This is a genomic window from Actinomycetospora straminea (genome assembly GCF_028737255.1).
In the GTDB taxonomy this organism is placed as follows: Bacteria; Actinomycetota; Actinomycetes; order Mycobacteriales; family Pseudonocardiaceae; genus Actinomycetospora; species Actinomycetospora straminea.
Window position 1 is genome coordinate 20209 of the sequence record NZ_JAQZAN010000017.1, and the last position, 16581, is coordinate 36789.

General features: G+C 75.2%; 20 protein-coding genes. 7 read left to right on the forward strand and 13 right to left on the reverse strand.

The window, feature by feature from the left end; all coding sequences use genetic code 11:
• Positions 1–155 precede the first annotated feature (155 nt).
• Complete coding sequence (locus PH190_RS21315; RefSeq protein ID WP_274233532.1) at positions 156–626, forward strand: BLUF domain-containing protein; 471 nt, start codon at positions 156–158, stop codon at positions 624–626.
• A gap of 95 nt (positions 627–721) precedes the next feature.
• Here PH190_RS21315 and PH190_RS21320 read toward each other — a convergent pair whose 3' ends face one another.
• Together PH190_RS21320 and PH190_RS21325 are read right to left on the reverse strand one after the other, a co-directional pair.
• A complete protein-coding gene (locus PH190_RS21320; RefSeq protein WP_274233533.1) occupies positions 722–1255 on the reverse strand; it encodes a GtrA family protein in 534 nt (177 codons plus the stop codon).
• A 77-nt stretch (positions 1256–1332) separates the two neighbouring features.
• Positions 1333–1743 carry a DUF6463 family protein gene (locus PH190_RS21325; protein WP_274233534.1) on the reverse strand — a complete coding sequence of 137 codons (411 nt, stop codon included), beginning with the start codon at positions 1741–1743 and terminating at the stop codon, positions 1333–1335.
• Positions 1744–1914: 171 nt separating this feature from the next.
• Here PH190_RS21325 and PH190_RS21330 point away from each other — a divergent pair, with 171 nt between their 5' ends.
• The gene (locus PH190_RS21330; RefSeq protein WP_274233535.1) at positions 1915–2271 is read left to right on the forward strand and encodes a DoxX family protein; all 357 of its coding nucleotides are present in this window, start codon (positions 1915–1917) and stop codon (positions 2269–2271) included.
• Between the two features lie 14 nt (positions 2272–2285).
• On the opposite strand, the gene PH190_RS21335 is transcribed toward PH190_RS21330, so the two are convergent.
• The 5 genes from PH190_RS21335 to PH190_RS21355 all read right to left on the reverse strand — a co-directional run bounded on the left by PH190_RS21335 (position 2286) and on the right by PH190_RS21355 (position 6422).
• Complete coding sequence (locus PH190_RS21335; protein WP_274233536.1) at positions 2286–3050, reverse strand: alpha/beta fold hydrolase; 765 nt, start codon at positions 3048–3050, stop codon at positions 2286–2288.
• Between the two features lie 76 nt (positions 3051–3126).
• A complete protein-coding gene (locus PH190_RS21340; protein WP_274233537.1) occupies positions 3127–4152 on the reverse strand; it encodes a 6-phosphofructokinase in 1026 nt (341 codons plus the stop codon).
• Positions 4153–4261: 109 nt separating this feature from the next.
• Positions 4262–4945: a serine hydrolase gene (locus PH190_RS21345; protein WP_274233538.1), complete on the reverse strand. Its 684-nt coding sequence runs from the start codon at positions 4943–4945 to the stop codon at positions 4262–4264.
• A gap of 496 nt (positions 4946–5441) precedes the next feature.
• Complete coding sequence (locus PH190_RS21350; protein ID WP_274233539.1) at positions 5442–5678, reverse strand: hypothetical protein; 237 nt, start codon at positions 5676–5678, stop codon at positions 5442–5444.
• Between the two features lie 117 nt (positions 5679–5795).
• On the reverse strand, positions 5796–6422 hold the full coding sequence (locus PH190_RS21355; RefSeq protein WP_274233540.1) for a TetR/AcrR family transcriptional regulator: 627 nt from the start codon (positions 6420–6422) through the stop codon (positions 5796–5798).
• Positions 6423–6516: 94 nt separating this feature from the next.
• Here PH190_RS21355 and PH190_RS21360 point away from each other — a divergent pair, with 94 nt between their 5' ends.
• From PH190_RS21360 to PH190_RS21370, 3 genes are all read left to right on the forward strand, one after another.
• Positions 6517–6966, forward strand: a complete 450-nt coding sequence (locus PH190_RS21360) for a cupin domain-containing protein (RefSeq protein ID WP_274233541.1) — start codon at positions 6517–6519, stop codon at positions 6964–6966.
• 124 nt (positions 6967–7090) lie between these two features.
• Positions 7091–8197, forward strand: coding sequence for a nitroreductase/quinone reductase family protein (locus tag PH190_RS21365; RefSeq protein ID WP_274233542.1), 1107 nt, complete (start codon positions 7091–7093; stop codon positions 8195–8197).
• 236 nt (positions 8198–8433) lie between these two features.
• On the forward strand, positions 8434–8853 hold the full coding sequence (locus PH190_RS21370; RefSeq protein ID WP_274233543.1) for a transglycosylase family protein: 420 nt from the start codon (positions 8434–8436) through the stop codon (positions 8851–8853).
• 280 nt (positions 8854–9133) lie between these two features.
• Here the strand turns inward: PH190_RS21370 and PH190_RS21375 are convergent, their stop codons facing one another.
• From PH190_RS21375 to PH190_RS21395, 5 genes are all read right to left on the reverse strand, one after another.
• A complete protein-coding gene (locus tag PH190_RS21375; RefSeq protein ID WP_274233544.1) occupies positions 9134–9553 on the reverse strand; it encodes a hypothetical protein in 420 nt (139 codons plus the stop codon).
• Positions 9554–9566: 13 nt separating this feature from the next.
• The gene (locus tag PH190_RS21380; protein WP_274233545.1) at positions 9567–10262 is read right to left on the reverse strand and encodes a hypothetical protein; all 696 of its coding nucleotides are present in this window, start codon (positions 10260–10262) and stop codon (positions 9567–9569) included.
• A gap of 83 nt (positions 10263–10345) precedes the next feature.
• Positions 10346–11341, reverse strand: a complete 996-nt coding sequence (locus PH190_RS21385; protein WP_274233546.1) for an NAD(P)H-dependent flavin oxidoreductase — start codon at positions 11339–11341, stop codon at positions 10346–10348.
• A gap of 347 nt (positions 11342–11688) precedes the next feature.
• Entirely contained in the window at positions 11689–12213 is a 525-nt protein-coding gene (locus PH190_RS21390; RefSeq protein WP_274233547.1) for a hypothetical protein, read from the reverse strand.
• 416 nt (positions 12214–12629) lie between these two features.
• Positions 12630–13166, reverse strand: a complete 537-nt coding sequence (locus PH190_RS21395) for a hypothetical protein (RefSeq protein ID WP_274233548.1) — start codon at positions 13164–13166, stop codon at positions 12630–12632.
• 118 nt (positions 13167–13284) lie between these two features.
• On the opposite strand from PH190_RS21395, the gene PH190_RS21400 reads away from it, so the two are divergent.
• Positions 13285–13536 carry a hypothetical protein gene (locus tag PH190_RS21400; RefSeq protein ID WP_274233549.1) on the forward strand — a complete coding sequence of 84 codons (252 nt, stop codon included), beginning with the start codon at positions 13285–13287 and terminating at the stop codon, positions 13534–13536.
• A gap of 202 nt (positions 13537–13738) precedes the next feature.
• On the opposite strand, the gene PH190_RS21405 is transcribed toward PH190_RS21400, so the two are convergent.
• Positions 13739–13948, reverse strand: coding sequence for a CsbD family protein (locus PH190_RS21405; protein ID WP_274233550.1), 210 nt, complete (start codon positions 13946–13948; stop codon positions 13739–13741).
• A 259-nt stretch (positions 13949–14207) separates the two neighbouring features.
• Between PH190_RS21405 and PH190_RS21410 the strand changes: the two genes are divergently transcribed.
• Positions 14208–16571, forward strand: a complete 2364-nt coding sequence (locus tag PH190_RS21410; protein ID WP_274233551.1) for a heavy metal translocating P-type ATPase — start codon at positions 14208–14210, stop codon at positions 16569–16571.
• The last annotated feature ends 10 nt before the right edge of the window (positions 16572–16581 follow it).

Here is a 16581-nt window from a genome sequence, read left to right on the forward strand (position 1 = left end):
CCGGAGACCTCGGCCCCGACACGGACGGGAGGCCTCGGTCTCGTGCGCGCCCAGGTGTGGGCGCCGTGGTGCGGGGGCATGCCCGCGTCCCGCGCCGCTGTCTCCCGACGGTCGCCGAGCCGACCCAGTGCGCGCCCACGAAGGAGTGCGACGACATGACCGACACGACCGCGCAGAGCGGTGCGTCCGTCTTCCGTCTGGCCTACCGCAGCAGCACGACCATGGAGCGCGAGAACCGGCCCGCGGAGCTCGAAGAGATCTTCGAGTTGTCGCGCCGAAAGAACACCGATCTGGGGCTCAGTGGTGCTCTGCTGGTCTGGGACGACACGTTCGTCCAGGTGCTCGAGGGTGACGAGACGACGGTGCGGGACCTGTACGCGACGATCGTCGCCGACCCGCGTCACGAGGACGTGGTCCTGATCGAGGCCGGCACCGTCGACGGCCGGGTCTTCGGGCACTGGTCGATGGCGCACGTGTCCGACGACGAGGGCGCCGACCTCCCGGCGGCACGGGGCGACGAGGCACCCGACGTCCCCCACGCGGTTCCCCGTCTCCAGGACGAACGCCAGGAGATGGTGCTCGACCTCATGCGCGAGTACGCGAACCCGGACATCACGCCGCTCTGATCCCGGTGGTCCCCGCCCTGCGCCCGTCGTCGCCGCCCGCATGACCGTCGACGCCGACGGACGTCGCGATCAGCGCACGGCCACCAGCACGAGGGTCACCGTTCGCCGACGCGCATCCGTCTCCGACGCGCGCGGGCGTGGATGGTCCGGCGCGCGTGGCTGGAGAACACCCACAGCCGCAGGAAGACGAACCGCACCAGACCGACCGCGCCGGTCACCGCGGCGATGAGGAGCACCTGCGCCCACCAGGCCTCGCCCACCACGGGATCGAGCACGGCGAGGGTGGTGGCGGTGGCCACCCACCCGGCCGCGGCCAGCCCGCCGCCCTCCCACTGCGCGGTCCACCATCCGACGCGGCCGCCGGCGTGGAACGTGAGCCGCCGGTGCAGCTCGTTGGCCAGCGCGGACGAGACGACGGCGCCGAACAGGTTGGCCAGCTGGCTGCCCAAGGGCCGTACCAGCAGGAACACGCCGAAGTAGACCAGCGAGCTAATGACGCCGACCGTGACGAAGCGGACGAGCTGCGCCGCCGGATCGTCGCCGTGCAGCCGGGCCCGGGTGCCGCACAGCGCGACCTGCCACGGCCGCGACCCCTCCGAGCACGGTCGGCACGAGCTCACGGCGGGCACGCGTCCAACGTACGGCGGACGGCCACTCGACGGCGCCGAAGAGCACGGCTTCCCCGGGTCGGCGCGCGGCGAGACCGTCACGGTGAGGCCCGGTGGCGGGACGGGTGAGCTCGTGCGGCCACCACCCCGAGCGGGATCACGAACCAGAACGGGCTGCGCGGCATCACCGCCGCACCGACGACGCCGGTCGCGGCGAGGACGAGGGCGGCCTCGCGGCGGGCGGCGACCTCGTCGTCGACGGCGCGCAGCATCCGCGCGGCGGCCCACACCGCCGGCGTGAACGCCAGGAACCAGAACGCGGTCGCCCGGGATCCGTGGTCGGGCACCGCGCCCACGACCCCGCGGCGGAGGATCTCCGCGACCGCGGCGCGGTGCAGCACCAGGCCGACGACCCCGTGCCCGGCCGCGAGCACCTGCAGCCACCGTCCGGCGACGGCGCGAGCGCGCGCGTCCGCTCCCGGCGCCGTGTCGTCGTGCGCGTTCCTCATGAGTGCCTCCGTCCCGACGTCCTCCGACGAGGGGACGGAGTCGGAGCCCCGCCCGTGACACGCGGGCGCACACCGGGATGTCACGACGTCGCCGCGTCCGACGTCTGGGGAGGACCACACCCTCGCGACCGTGGCCGCCAGCGCCACGTCCCCACCGGCCTCGGAGTCCTGATGGACATCGCCCACCTCGCCGTGACGCTCCTGACGATCGCGGCCAACGCCTTCGCTGCGGGCGCCGACTTCGCCCGCGCGCCGTTCGTCCTGAGGACCTCGGCTTCGGTCGGGGTTCCCGTGAGCTGGCTGACCCCGCTGGGACTGCTCAAGGCGGCGGGCGCGCTGGGGCTGGTCGTGGGCCTGCTGGGCGTACCCGCCCTGGGGACCGCGGCAGCGACGGGCCTCGTCCTGTTCTTCGTCAGTGCCGTCGCGGCCCACCTGCGCGCGGGGGACCACACGGCGGCCGTCGCGGTCCCGGCGTCCTTCCTCGCGCTCGCCGCCGTCTCCCTCGTGTCCGGTCTGCTCGTCGCCTGAACCGACGGTGCGTGTCAGGCGCTCCAGGCCCGGGCGCGCCAGAAGGCGGTGAGCACGCGGGCCGCGCGGGCCGGGTCCTCGGCCATCCACCAGTGGCCCAGATCGTCGAGCACCGCGACCTCGGCGCCGGCGCGCTCCGCGGCGCGGCGGCGGAGCTCCTCGGAGCCGCCGAAGGGGTCGGCGGTGGCGAGGAGCGCGAGGCCCGGGCGAGTCCTCAGCGCCGACAGCCCCTGGCCGAGCTCGCGCATGACCGGTTGGGCGGCGGACCGGTAGAGCGCCAGGATCGCCTGCATCATGTCCTCGTTCTGGACACCCGCCATCTGCAGGGCCTCGGCCCGGCCCACGCCGAACCCCTCCATCTGCTCGGCCCGCTGCTCGGGGGTGTCGCCGAGCATCTGCTCGAGATGGGCCTCGCCCTCGCCGGGCGTCTGCCAGGTCTGCGCGAGGTCGTGCCACACGTAGTCCGGCTCGAACAGGCTCAGCGCGTCGGTGGCCCAGCTGCGCACCAGCTCCGGGCGCGCCATGAGCGCGGTGACCAGGTGGCCGCCGCCCCAGTCGTGGCCCAGGAGGTCGACGGGCCGGTCGAAGCGTTCGAGCTCACCGATCAGCCAGTCGCGGTAGGCCGTCACGGTCGCGGGGAAGCCGGCGGGCAGCGGCACGCCGAAGCCGGGCGGGGAGAGCCGGACGACGTCGTCGACGCCCGCGCGGGCCAGCTCGGCCACGAGCGGGTCCCACAGCGCCGCGCTCTCCGGATTGCCGTGCACCAGTGCCACCGTCATGGCGCCGCATCCTGCTCCGTCGGCGCGGGCGCGGCAGGACGCGGCTCACGCGAGGCCCGGTCGGCGCGGAAACACCTCAGCCGAAGAAGACCGCGGCCTCGGCGTAGAGGGCCGGGTCGACGAGCTTGAGCTGCTGCGTCGCCTCGTGCAGGGGGACCGTGACGATGTCCGCGCCACGCAGGGCGGTCATCTGGCCCCACTGCCCCGCCGCGACCGCGTCGATCGCGTGCAGCCCGAAGCGGGTGGCGAGCCAGCGGTCGCGGGCGGTCGGGGTCCCGCCGCGCTGGACGTGCCCGAGCACCGTCGTCCGGGCCTCCTTGCCCGTCCGGGCCTCGATCTCGCGGCCCAGCCACTCGCCGACGCCACCGAGCCGGACGTGGCCGAACGCGTCCTTCTCCCCGGTGAGCAGCACTTCCTCGCCGTCCTTGGGCATCGCGCCCTCGGAGACGACGACGATCGGCGCGTACTCGAGCCGGAAGCGGCTCTGCACCCACTCGCAGACCTGGTCGATGTCGAAGCGGACCTCGGGGATCAGGATGGCGTTGGCGCCGCCCGCCATCCCGGCGTGCAGCGCGATCCAGCCGGCGTGGCGGCCCATGACCTCGACGATCAGCGTCCGGTGGTGGGACTCGGCGGTGGTGTGCAGGCGGTCGATCGCCTCGACCGCGATGTTGACCGCGGTGTCGAAGCCGAAGGTGTAGTCGGTCCCGGAGAGATCGTTGTCGATCGTCTTCGGCACCCCGACGACGCGCACGCCGGCGTCGTGGAGCTCGCTCGCGACGCCGAGGGTGTCCTCCCCGCCGATGGCGACCAGGGCGTTGACCCCGAGGTCCTGGAGGTTCTTCTTGATGCGCCCGACCCCGTTCTCGATCGCGAAGGGGTTGGTCCGCGACGACCCGAGGATCGTGCCGCCGCGCGGGAGCAGGCCGCGCACGGCCGGGATGTCCAGCGGCCGGGTGATCGCCTCCAGGGGCCCCCGCCAGCCGTCGCGGAACCCGAGGAACTCGTAGCCGTACTCGGGGACGCCGCGCCGCACGATCGCCCGGATGACGGCGTTGAGACCGGGGCAGTCGCCCCCGCCGGTGAGGATGCCCACACGCATGACGGGAGGTTCCCACGACATCGGTGCGAGCGGGTGGCACCCCCGACCGAAGAATCCGGAAGGAGGCGCGCTCCGGGCCGGCGGGAGTGTGCTCGAGCGCTCCACCCCGTCAGCGAGGCGTCCTGACCGCCTCGGCGGCGATGCGGGACAGGCCCTCGACGAGGTCGATGCCGGCGTCCTTGCTGGGTTGGTGCTCGGTGAGGACGGCGAGGAGGACGGGACCACCTCCCGCGGTGACGATGCCGACGGAGCCGACGACCCAGCGTCCGCCGTCGGCGTCGGCCGGCGTCCACCCGTTCTTCAGGGCGGTCGTCGTCCCCGGGTCCGCGGCCGCGCTGACACCCCAGCGCTGCTCCTCCACGACGCTGGTCATCAGGTCGTGGGCGAACCGGCGGGAGTCCGCGTCGAGGGGCCCCGGGGCGTGCAGGGCGGCCAGGAGCGCGAGCTGGTCGGACGCCGGTGTCGTGCTGCTGCCCCAGTGATCGAGGAGATGGGTGTCGCGCACGCCGAGACGGCGGTTGGCCGCGTCGAGCACCGGCACTCCGCCCAGGTCCTCCCAGAGGCGCGAGGCGGCGTCGTTGTCGCTCTGCTGGATCATCAAGGCGGCCAGCTCGCGCTCCTCGGCGGAGGGCGGGATTCCGTCGTCCTGGCTCTGCAGCAGCAGGGCCTCCAGGATGTCGAGCTTCACCACGCTGGCGGTCTGGATCGAGGTGTCGGCGGCGTAGCCGAACGACCGTCCCGTCGCGACGTCGAGCGCGGCGACCGAGACGTGGCCGACCGATGCGCCGGTCACGAGACGGTCGATGGCCGCGGTCGCGACACGTGCGGCGGTGGCCGGGTCGACGACCGGGGCGGTCGAAGAGGCCGAGGAGGTCGGGGCGCGGGACGGAGGTGCAGCACCCGGCGTCGGACCGACGTCGTTCGTGGCCGTCACGACGACCACGCCCAGCACCAGCGCGAGGAGCGCCGCACGTCCCCGGCGTCCCCGCGACCGACGCCGCGAGGCATGCGCGACCGGGGCACCGGCCGCGGTGCGCTCCGTCGGCGGAAAGGACGTGGGTCCCGCAGGTCGTGGTGCCGGGGACAGCGGCACGGTCGGCGGGTCCCGCGGCGGGGGAGCCGTGGCCCGCGGGACGAGTCGGACCTCGATCGTCCGCCGGTGCCCCGGGCGCTCCCTCGAGCGCACGGTGGGGACGACGGTGTCACCCGCCGGGCGCTCGCGATCGCCCTCGGAAGCGTGCGGCGCCGGTGACGCGCGGCGCCGCCCGCGGGGTTCGGAGGGGGTCACGTCACCGGGTCGCCCGGTGAGAGGGGTGACTCGGTGTCGCCGCGGCCCGGTAGGCGGACAGGAACGCGACGAGCTCGGGGATGGCCTGCCCGACGGCGTGGGCCATCGGCACGTGGGCGGGCGTGTACCCGTGACGCCCGAGGAGCTCGCCGAGCTCGAGCAGGAAATCGACCGACGGGAACTCATCAGGAGCGCGCGCCATGGCCGCCACCGTGGTGTGACGCCCCAGCGCGGTCACGTCGCCACGCCGTGGAGTCGGCGCCGCGGTGTCGGATCGCGCGATCCGGAGGGGTGGAACGCCGAGGACCCGGTGGGCTGGGCCGCCACGCCGAGCGCTCCGACCCGTCGCGGACCGTCACCTCCCGTCGTCGTCCGGCGCGAGGAGGGCGCAGCACAGCTGCTGGGCGAGCAGGGTCTCGACCTCGGCCGGCGACCAGCCGCGTTCGGTGATCAGCCGGTCGATGACCTCGATCGACAGCAGCGTGAAGACGATGTCGACGGCCCGCTGCCTGGTGAGGCCCGGGCGGAGTGCGCCACGCCGGGCGAGGTCGCGGGCGAGGCCGGCGTTGCCCGTGGCGCGTTCCCGCTCGGTCGTCGCGACCAGCTCGGCCAGGCCGGGGTCACCCGCGGTGGCCGCGCCGCGCAACCGCGCGTAGAGCGGGCCGACCCGCACGGAGAGCGTCACCGCCAGACGGGCGTAGAGCGCGAGCTTCTGCGCGGGGTCCTGCTCGGCGACGACCGCGGCGAGCTCCGGGCGGTCCCGGAGGGGCTCCGGCTCGTCGTCGCCCATGAGCGTCACGTCGTAGAGCCGCTTCGCGAGCGCCGCCTTGGTCCCGTAGGTCTTGTAGAGCAGCTGGGAGGAGACGCCCGCGCGAGCGGCGACCGCGGTCATGGTCATGCCGGTCCAGCCCTCGTCGAGCAGCAGCGTGTGCGCCGCGGCCAGCACCGCCCGCTCGGTCCGACGAGCCTGTTCGCGCCGCACGGGACTGTCGTAGGGCCGACGAGCCATTGCGCGCCTCCGGCTTTCGGTTTATCTTACCTCTACCCAAAAACTCCCACATCAGCGCAGGCACACCATGGTCGACCCGCTCACCACCACTCCCAGCGTCGCACCCACCGCTCGCGAGGTGCTGACCTTCTCCGGGCTGACCCTGGTGGTCCACGCCGACGCCGCCGCGACCGGCGGGGCCTTCTCCGTCATCGAGGAGTTGCCGCCGCTGACGGACACCCCGCTGCACGTCCACCGGCACGAGGACGAGTACTTCCACGCCGTCGAGGGCGAGCACGTCATCCGCATCGGGGACCGGGAGCATCGGCTGGCCCCGGGCGAGGGCGTGTTCGCCCCGCGCGGGACCCCGCACGCGCAACGCCGCGTCCGTCCCGGCGAGGGGCGGATCCTCCTCGTCGTCTCGCCGGCCGGGCTCGAGGGCTTCTTCCGCCGCCTCGCCGACGCGGAGGCCCGAGGAGCCCTCGACGACGAGGCCCGCCGAGCGGCCTCGGACGAGTACGGCATCACCTGGCTGTAGGACACCGCGGCGGTCCCGAGATCGCCCCACCGCGTCCCCGAGCGCGACGCCCTCCCACCCCGCCGACGACACCCGCCGGCGGCGTCGAACGCGCCCTCGGGGCGCCGCACCTCAGGAGACGCTCGTGGACACCGAAGCCGTCGTCGCCACCCGCCCCACCACGGGCCCGGCGCCCGACCTGATCGACTACCGGGTCGCGCACCGGGCGATGACCGTGGACATCGCCCGGCTGGCCACGGCCGCGGGCGAGCTCGTCGAGCGACCCGACCCCGCCAGGCTGCGCGCCCTGCGCCGCTACCTCGAGGGCATGCGGGGCGAGATCGAGAACCACCACCGCGTCGAGGACGAGCACGTGTGGCCCGCACTGGAGGCCGTCGCCGGCACGACGGTGTCGCTGACACCCCTCACCGAGGACCACGACCGGCTCGATCCGCTGCTGCGACGGGCGAGCGTCCTGGCAGCCGGCGACCGCGCCGGCCCGGAGCTCGCCGCGGTGATGCGCGAGCTCTCCGCACTGCTCGAACGGCACATCGACGACGAGGAGCGGAAGATCTTCCCGCTCATCGAGCACCACCTCAGCCGGGCGGAGTACCGGGAGCTCCAGCGCCACTTCCGTCGCGGGCTGGATCCCCGGCTGTTGGCGTTCGTCGTGCCGTGGATGGTCGGGCACGCCGACGCCGCCGAGCGGCGTGCGCTGCTCGCGGACGCCGGTCTGCCGTTGCGCCTGCTGCTCGCGCTGACCGAGCGCCCCTTCGCGTCCAGACGCAGACGATTGTTCGGCCCGCCGATTTCCCGCCGTGACCGCTGGATGGTCGGGCTCATGAGGCGGGTGGCCCGCGCCCACCGGCTCGTGCTGAGCGCGACCGGCGGGCGCGTCGGGCGGACCTGGCTGGGAGGGACCGACATCGTGCTGCTGACCGTGGTCGGGCGTCGCTCCGGTCGTCCGTCCACCGTGCCGCTGATGAGCCTCCGCGACGGCGCCGACCTGGTGGTCGTGGCGTCGCACGGCGGGGTCGACCGCGAACCGCCGTGGTGGCTCAACCTCCAGGCCGAACCCCGTGCGATGGCGCGGGTCCGTGGCGAGCGGTTCCCGGTGGTGGCCTCCCAGGTGCACGGTGCGGAACGGGACGCGCTGTGGGATCGGTTCGTCGCCGCGTACGCCGGGTTCACCGGCTACCAGGCCGGGGTCCGGCGGCAGATCGCGGTCGTGCGGCTGCGCCGGACCGGGTGAGCCGTCCCGCGGCGCCGGGATCCCGGATCGGCGACCTGTCGTGACATCCCAGGGCACGGGTGTCGGCGCCGCCACGGCCGGTTACCCGGGAGGACGCACCGCGCCCGGGGCCGATCGCGTCCGCACCGCCCACCGGTCCCCGTCAGGGCGCTCGCCGAGACACCGGGACGGGCGGGGCTCGCCGCGCAGAGCACGACGGCGTCGGCTCGCCCGGACTCCCGCCGACGGGACGAGGCATGTCCTTCCCCGCCCGCAGGGGCACCCGGCGCGCCGTCGTGCGGCTCGCCGTGGCCATCGCCCTGGGTCTCGGTGTGTCCGGCACGGCGTGTGCCGCCGCACCGCCTCCTCCGCTGCCCCCGCCCGCGCCGAGCGTGACGCCTGCCGCGCAGCCCGCCCCCCGCGCCGTCCCGGCCGGGCCCTGGGACAGCCTGGTCCGGTGCGAGACCGGCGGTGACTGGCACGCCGACACCGGCAACGGCTACCACGGCGGCCTGCAGCTCAGCCCGCGGACGTGGGCCGCGCACGGGGGCGGCGCGTTCGCGCCCCAGGCCGACGAGGCCAGCCGGGAGCAGCAGATCGTCGTCGGTGAGCGGGTCCGTGCCGAGCAGGGCTGGGAGGCCTGGTCGAGCTGCGCCGACGAGGTCGCACCGAACTGACCGGTCGCTCGGTCTGCAGACGCGACGAGGGGTGGCCCACCGCGGTGGGCCACCCCTCGCCGACTCCTCGTCCTGCCTCGCCGGGTCCGGTCCCGACCCCGCCGCGTCTCGCCGTGCTCTGCGGTGGCCTGGCTGCCGCACCCGAGGAGGTGGTGGCTGCCCGCCCGGCCCGAGAGCCAGAGGTCGGTGGGCAACCACGGGAAACGGTAGGGGCCCTGACCAGGGTCCGACCGAGCTCGTCGCGGAAGTAGTTCCCGCGGGCGACGTTGACGGTGGGGCCTCAGGCCGGCGGGATCGCCTCCCGGTCCTGTCGACGGATCTCGACACCACCCCAGAGGGCGAGGCCGGTGACGTGCAGCGCCGGCGCCCCCACCGGCGGCGGGGTCGTCGGCGGACCCGACAGGTCCCCGAAGCCGCCCATCACGCCCCGCCCGTCGCAGCGCACCTCGACGTCGGGCCCGACGATGATCACGACGCCGCCCATGACCGCGACGACCCGCAGGGTGGTGCCCTGCGGGTCGAGGCGGGCGTGGCGCAGGTCCAGCTCCGCGCCGCCCATGAACGCGAGCACCGAGTGCTCCGGGCCCGGCGCCCACTGCCCGCGCCGGATCGTGGCCCGCCAGAGGGAGACCGACGACGTCGGTGCCACCGGCCCGGTCGCCGGGGGCGGCACGCGGTCGTCGGGGTCGCGCCCGCTCACGCCCGGGGCCGGGTCATCGGAGCAGGCCGCGCGTGACGAGCTCGACGCCCTCGACCGTGATGTGGTGCGCCCGCCCCGAACCCCCGGTCACCCGGCTCCCGCTGCGGACCTCCACGGTCGGCTCGGTCGTGTCCTCGGCCCACCGGCAGGCGAAGCCGCCGTACATGCCGGGCACCCCGACCCACATGGTCGCCTCCGGGTGCTCCAGCAGCGGCCCGAGCTGCGGCGGCCGCAGGCGGCGGCCCAGCCGCCGCGTCCGCACCTCGACGAGCGCCCACAAGAAGATCTCGAGATCGGTGATCGTCTCGTCGTCCACCGCGGCGGGCTCGGGGCGGAGACGCTCGGCGAGCTCCGTGCGCCCGAGCCGGCGCGCCAGCGCCTCGGCGGTCTCCCCGTCCGCGGTGCGCAGCGTGCGCCACGCCCCACGCGCGACGAGGTCGTCGACGACGTCGGGGTGGGCGCCCTGCAGCGCCGCGTGGTGCAGCGGGGCCAGGCCCCTGTCGTCCCCGGCGCGGAAGGCGTTGGCGCTCAGCGCGGCGGGCAGGTCGTCGTCGGTCCGGTCGAGCAGCGTGGCGACGTGCGCCCAGTGGCCCTCCTCGACGGCGTCGGTGAGGGCGTCGCGCAGGGCGAGGACCTCGGGCGGGAGGTCGGAGCGTTCGAGGACGCAGTCCCAGGGGAGTCGCGTCTCGGCCGGGGCAGGGCGGACCATCGCGCCCACCCTCTCCGACGGCGAGCGATCTGTCAGTCCGCTGGTCGGACGGGTCGGTTGCTCGCCACGAGGTGGCCGGGCGGTCAGCCGGCGGCGCCTCGGACCGCCTCGGCGTCGGCGGCGAGGGCCGCGACGATGTCGGCGGCCGGACGGATGTCGGTGATCAGCGAGCAGGACTCCCCGGCGTAGAGCACCGACGAGTCCAGATCGCCCTCGAAGCCGTCCATCGGCATGAAGATGCCGTAGCGCGGGAGCTCGACGGTCTGCCCGCCGACCGGCATCTTGCCCGTGACCTCACCTTCGCCGGCCCGCTGACCGCTGGCGGGTGAACCGGCCGCCTCCCACTCGGCGACGATGCGGTTGCGCAGCACCCGGTGTGCCGCGTCGGGCCAGCCGACGTCGAAGAGCTTGGTGTGGACGGTGTCGGCGGCCGTGGCCGCGACGACCCTCTCCTTGTACGCCGCGCGTGACTCGTCGCTGCACAGGAACCGCGTCCCGAGTGAGACCGCCTGGGCGCCGAGCGCCAGGGCGGCGGCGAGCCCGCGACCGTCCGCGACGCCGCCCGCGGCCACCACCGGGAGGGGCGCGACGGCGTCGACGGTCGCGGGCAGGACGACCGACAGCGACTCGACGCCGCGGACGTGCCCGCCCGCCTCGACGCCCTGGATCATGACCGCGTCGACCCCGGCCTCTGCGGCGGCCGTTGCCTCCTCGGCGGACCCGACCTGCGCCACGACCCGCGTCCCGACCGCGTGCGCCCGCTCGACGTAGGGGCCCGGGTCGCCCCAGAACAGGACGAGGACCGGGACCCGCTCCTCGAGGCAGCACGCGACGGGCGCGTCGTCCTCGAGCAGCGGGAGGATGAGGTTGGCGCCGAAGGGGCGGTCGGTGAGCGCGCGCGTCTCGCGCACCTGCTCGCGCAGCACCGGCTCGGGGAGCCCGCCCATGCCGAGGACACCGAGGCCGCCGGCGTTCGAGACCGCGGCGGCCAGCGCGGGACCCGCGAGACCACCACCCATCCCCGCGTTCCAGATCGGGAGATCGACTCCCAGGGTGCGACAGAGGTCGGTGGTGAGCATCGGTGCTCCAGCGGGCTCTCGGGAGGTAGGCGCTGGGGGTGGACTGTCCGCCGGGCCCGGGCCGGCGTCAACGTCGCGCGGGTGACGGTGCCGCGTCGGGACGGTCCGCGCAGCGAGGTGGTGTCGGGCGGGCGGCACGCGTGGCGGCGGCGCCGGGACACGGAGCCGCGGACACCGGGACCGATCTCGACACCGCCGAGGTCCTCCGCCTCGTCGACGGTCCGCGGCCGGGCGCTCCCGGCGGGTCGCGGGAGACGAGTCGCGGCGCCCACCGGCGGGCGGGGTGCCCTCCGGTGAGCGCCGCGAGATCACACGGACCCGAGGCGATCGTGCCCCGGTCCGCCGGTCTAGCTGCTGGCAGCGGCCTGGGTGATCGGGATGCTGCCCTCGGCCTCGCCGCCGCCGGTCTCGCCGTCGCCGGTCTGCTCATCGCCGCCGGCCTCGCCGCCGCCGGTCTCCTCGCCGCCGCCGGTCTCCTCGTCGCCGCCGGCCTCGTCGTCCGCGGCCTCGTCGTCCGCGGCCTCGTCGTCCGCGGCCTCGGCATCCGCGGTGGGCGTCACCCCGGGGGCCTCGGAGCCACCGATGCTGACGTCGGCGGTGTTGCCGCTGAGGTTCCCGTTGAGGATGTCGTTGCAGACGATGTTGCCGACGTTCGCGCCGCCGATCGGGGCCTGGCCCAGCAGGTTCCCGGCCAGCGCGTCGCCGCCGATCCCGCCGTTGGCCTCGGCGCTGCCGCCGGTGACGTTGCACGACGACCCGGCGTCGCCGTGGTGCTGGTCCTCGTGGGCCGACTCGTGGGCGGAGGCCAGCGGCGCCGCCGCGGCCAGGCTCGCGGCCACCCCGATGGTCACTGCACCGAACTTCTTGAGCATGTCTCTCCTCGTTCACCGTGACGGACATGAGGTCGAGACGAAGAGCCCGCTCGCCAGGTGCGAGCGCAGGAACGTGAACCCCCCGCCCGCCACCACCGTCGAGGTGATCACTGACGTGATCGCTTCGCGGGGTGACGCAGCGGGCCCAACGAAGCCCTCCGTTGCTCGGTCACGAACAGATCACGGAGGGACTCGGTCATCGGCTCCCGGACTGACTCAGCGTTCGCGTCGCCCCGACGAGCTGCGCCGCGTGATCACTCGATGAGGGCGCTCCTCGGAAGGTGCACCCTGACGCCGTGCGATGTTTCGCGCGGGGTACGAGCTCCCGCTGTCCCCGATGCGGGTGAACCGCCGGCGGGACCGCAGCGATGCGTGCCGGACGTGGAGCCGGGTCGCGGGGTGGTGGGTCCGGGCCCTCAGGCCGTCGCCCACCCGGACACGGCGGTGAGGGCCTGCTTGTCGGCCGGGCCGATGCCGGGCTCGGCGGCGGCCTTATCCACCGCGGCGCGGCGCTCCTCCGGGTCGGGGGACGTCAGCGCGTGGACGTGGTCGACCAGGGTCCAGAGGTAGCCCTTGGGGTCGCGCCGGCCACCGGGCTTCCGGCCCAGCGCCGCGCGTAGCGTCTTGACGGAGGGCTTCTCGGCGTCGGGGAGGAACTGCGCGTCGACGCCGCGCAGGAGCCGGTCGAGGTCGGACTCGGCCAGGCGCCCGTCCTCGGCGAGCGCCGCGAGGGACGCGAGGACCTTGGCGCGGCTGCCGCCGGCGGCGTCGTCGTCGACCATCACGCACCAGGTCACGACCGTGCCGACGGTGCTCGCGGTCCCCGGGTCGAGGGCGCCCTCGCGCCACCACTCGCCGAGCGTGCCGGCCCAGGGGCGGCGGTCGTCGCGGTCGTCCGAGGACAGCGCGTGGAGGAGCTGGCGGAGTCGCTCGGGATCAGGTGTCGCTGGCATCGCGGTGATCCTGACAGCGGATCCCCGGCACAGGAAGCCTCCGACCCGACGAGCCGACGACGCCGTGGCCGTCCGCCGCCGCGCGTAACCTGGATCACACGGCAGGAGGGAGCCGACGATGACGAGCGCCCGGGGACACGTCCGCACCCAGCCCGACGACGAGGTGCCGCCCACGCCGCCGCCGCAGGTGCCACGCCTGGCCCAGCGGGAGGTCCCGGAGTTCCCCGAGGACGAGCTGCCGGACGTCCCCGAGGACGAGACGGTCGAGCCCCCGGAGCCCGCGTTGCCCCCGGTCGACGCCCGGCGCCCGCCGGAGACCGAGGACGAGCCGACGCCGACGGCGGCGGGACCGACCGCCGGGAGACGCTGATCGACCCGGAGAGAGGCGGTCTCGCCGGCTCATGACGTTGAACCGGCGAGACCTGGGTCGACGATCGGCCCGCGGGCGCCCTGTCGACCTGGCGCGATGGTCCCCGGTGGATGCGCCGACCTAACGTTCGTCGGCCCGTGGTCCCCGGACGCACGACGGCCCCGGACCGAGGCGCGGTCCGGGGCCGTGTGCGGGTGGCCGACTACTGCTGCTTGCGCTGGTCGGCTTCCTTCTCGTCCGCCTCGGCGCGGGCCTTCTGGGCCTCCGCCTCCTTCTGGCGGGCGGTGTCCTCGGCGTCGGCCTTCTTCTGCTGCTCCTGGCCCTCGCGGGCCCAGTCGTCCTGGCCCGTGATGGCGCCGACGGCCTCCTTGGCGCGGCCCTTCAGGTCCTCGGCGGAGGTGTCCTCCGGCACGGCTGCCTCCTTCGTCGAGCGAGTCGTGGTCGAGGCCGACCTACCCGATCGTCAACCCGTCTCACACGCTCTCGGCTGAGACAGTCCTTACGCCGTTCGGGGCACGGGAGCCACCCGTCCGGGGTGGTGTCACGACCGCTCGTCGTGCCGGACCCGGACCTTGGGCGGACGGGCGGCCGGGGTCTCTCAGCTCCGGGGGTGCGCCCGCGGGCGGCCCCTAGCGTCGCGGCGTCGATCGACGACCAGGGAGGTGTCGCCCGTGGCGACCGACGTCGCGGAGAGTGCGGGACCGGCTGAGGCGACGGCGGGGACGGCGGACGCCCCGCGCGTCACCACCGAGCTCGCCGTCACCGGGATGACGTGCGGGACGTGCGCGGCGCGCATCCAGCGACGGCTCGGGCGCCTGCCCGGGGTCGAGGCGAGCGTGAACTACGCGAGCGGCCGCGCCCGCGTCACGCACCCGCCCGAGCAGGACCCCGACGAGCTCGTCGCCGCGGTCACCGCGATCGGCTTCGGTGCCTCGCCGGTCGCGCCGCTCGTCCCGGCGTCCGTGCCGTCGCCGCGACCCTCGTCGGAGCGCGCCGCGACCCCCCGGGCGACGCCCGACGCGGACGCCCCCGATCCGGAGCTCGCCGAGCTGCGCCACCGCGCGCTGGTCTGCCTCGCGCTGACGATCCCCGTCGTCGCGGTCGCGATGAACCCCGACTGGCAGTTCCGGTACTGGCAGTGGTTCTCGCTCGTGCTGACCGCGCCGGTCGTCGTCTGGGGTGGCTGGCGGTTCCACCTGGCGGCGGCGAAGAACCTGCGCCACCTGGCCGCGACGATGGACACGCTGGTGTCGGTCGGGACGCTCGCGGCCTTCGGCTGGTCGTTGTGGACGCTGTTCTTCGGCGGCGCGGGACTCGGCGGCATGCGCCACGGGCTCTACCTCCTCCCGCAGCCCGACCAGTTCGACGGCGCGCGCACCATCTACCTGGAGACCGCCGCGGCGATCACCACCGCGGCCCTGCTCGGACGGTGGATCGAGCGCCGCGGGCGACGCCGCGCCCTCGGGGTGTCGGCGGCCCTCATGGCCCCGCCGGCGGCGGAGGCGCGCGTGGTGGTCGGTGACCGCGAGCTGCCGGTGCCCGTGGAGGGCGTGCAGCCCGGCGACCGCATCGCCGTCGCGGCCGGCGAGCCGTTCCCGCTGGACGGGCGGGTCGTCGAGGGCCGTTCGAGCATCGACGCGGGCGCGATGACGGGCGAGTCGACGCCGGTCGACGTCGAGCCGGGCGACGAGGTGCTCGCGGGCACCCGCAACGAGACCGCGCGCGTCGTCGTCGAGACCACGCGGGCGGCCGCGGACACGCAGTGGGCCCGCATGGCCCGCCGCGTGGAGGAGGCGCAGGCCGGCAAGACCGCGATCCAGCGCCTCGCCGACCGCATCTCGGCGTGGTTCGTGCCGGTCGTGATCCTCGTGGCCGTCAACACCCTGCTGTTCTGGGGCGTCGCCGGCGCCGGGTGGGGCTTCGCGATCGCCGCCGGGATGGCGGTGCTCGTCGTCGCCTGCCCGTGCGCGCTGGGCCTCGCCACGCCCACCGCGCTCGCCGTGGCGACGGGCCGTGGCGCCCAGCTCGGCATCCTGCTGCGCGGTCCCGAGGTGCTCGAGTCGAGCCGGCGGGTCGACACGATCGTGCTCGACAAGACCGGCACCGTGACCACCGGCCGCATGACCCTGCGCGCGGTCCACACGACGCGCGAGGTCGGCCGCGAGGAGGTGCTCGCCCGCGTCGGCGCGCTGGAGGCGGAGCTCGAGCACCCCGTGGCGCGGGCGATCGCGGCCGCGGCGCGCGACGAGCTCCCGCCGCGCACGGCCGAGGTCCGCGACGTCACGGCCCTCGACGGGCTGGGCGTGGCGGGCACGGTCGACGGCGTCCGCGTGCTCGCCGGCCGCCGGCGGCTGATCGACGAGCAGGACGTGGCCGTGCCCGCCGAGCTCGCGCGCGCCCTCGACGCCGCCGCCTCCCACGGCGCGACCACCGTGCTCGCGGCCTGGGACGACGGGTCGGGCGCGATGGTCGCGCGCGCGGTGCTCGAGGTGGCCGACGGCGTCCGCGAGGGTTCCGCCGAGGCCGTCGCGGAGATGAAGGCCCGCGGCCTGCGCCCGGTGCTGCTCACCGGCGACAACCCCGCCGCGGCCGCCGCCGTCGCCGCCGAGGTGGGCATCGCCGCCGACGACGTGGTCGCCGAGGTGCTGCCGACCGAGAAGGCCGACGAGGTCCGCCGGCTCCAGGAGCAGGGGGCGACCGTCGCCATGGTCGGCGACGGCGTCAACGACGCCGCGGCGCTCGCCCAGGCCGACCTCGGCGTGGCGATGGGCACCGGTACCGCGATGGCCATCGAGGCCGGCGACGTCACGCTCGTGCGCGACGACCTGCGTGCCGTGCCCGTCGCCCTGCGTCTCGCGCGCCGCACGCTGGGCACGATCCGCGGCAACCTGTTCTGGGCGTTCGCCTACAACGTCGCCGCGCTGCCGCTCGCGGTCGGCGGGCTGCTCAACCCGATGATCGCCGGCGTGACGATGGCGCTGTCCAGCGTCTTCGTCGTCGGCAACAGCCTGCGCCTGCGCCGCTTCCGTACCTGAGCGTTTCCGC

Coding starts and splice junctions, on each gene's coding strand:
- PH190_RS21340 (WP_274233537.1), bottom strand. CDS start 4,152: ATGCGTGTGGGCATCCTCACCGGCGGGGGCGACTGCCCCGGTCTCAAC.
- PH190_RS21370 (WP_274233543.1), top strand. CDS start 8,434: ATGTCCTTCCCCGCCCGCAGGGGCACCCGGCGCGCCGTCGTGCGGCTC.
- PH190_RS21325 (WP_274233534.1), bottom strand. CDS start 1,743: ATGAGGAACGCGCACGACGACACGGCGCCGGGAGCGGACGCGCGCGCT.
- PH190_RS21315 (WP_274233532.1), top strand. CDS start 156: ATGACCGACACGACCGCGCAGAGCGGTGCGTCCGTCTTCCGTCTGGCC.
- PH190_RS21395 (WP_274233548.1), bottom strand. CDS start 13,166: ATGCCAGCGACACCTGATCCCGAGCGACTCCGCCAGCTCCTCCACGCG.
- PH190_RS21385 (WP_274233546.1), bottom strand. CDS start 11,341: ATGCTCACCACCGACCTCTGTCGCACCCTGGGAGTCGATCTCCCGATC.
- PH190_RS21360 (WP_274233541.1), top strand. CDS start 6,517: ATGGTCGACCCGCTCACCACCACTCCCAGCGTCGCACCCACCGCTCGC.
- PH190_RS21330 (WP_274233535.1), top strand. CDS start 1,915: ATGGACATCGCCCACCTCGCCGTGACGCTCCTGACGATCGCGGCCAAC.
- PH190_RS21335 (WP_274233536.1), bottom strand. CDS start 3,050: ATGACGGTGGCACTGGTGCACGGCAATCCGGAGAGCGCGGCGCTGTGG.
- PH190_RS21390 (WP_274233547.1), bottom strand. CDS start 12,213: ATGCTCAAGAAGTTCGGTGCAGTGACCATCGGGGTGGCCGCGAGCCTG.
- PH190_RS21400 (WP_274233549.1), top strand. CDS start 13,285: ATGACGAGCGCCCGGGGACACGTCCGCACCCAGCCCGACGACGAGGTG.
- PH190_RS21380 (WP_274233545.1), bottom strand. CDS start 10,262: ATGGTCCGCCCTGCCCCGGCCGAGACGCGACTCCCCTGGGACTGCGTC.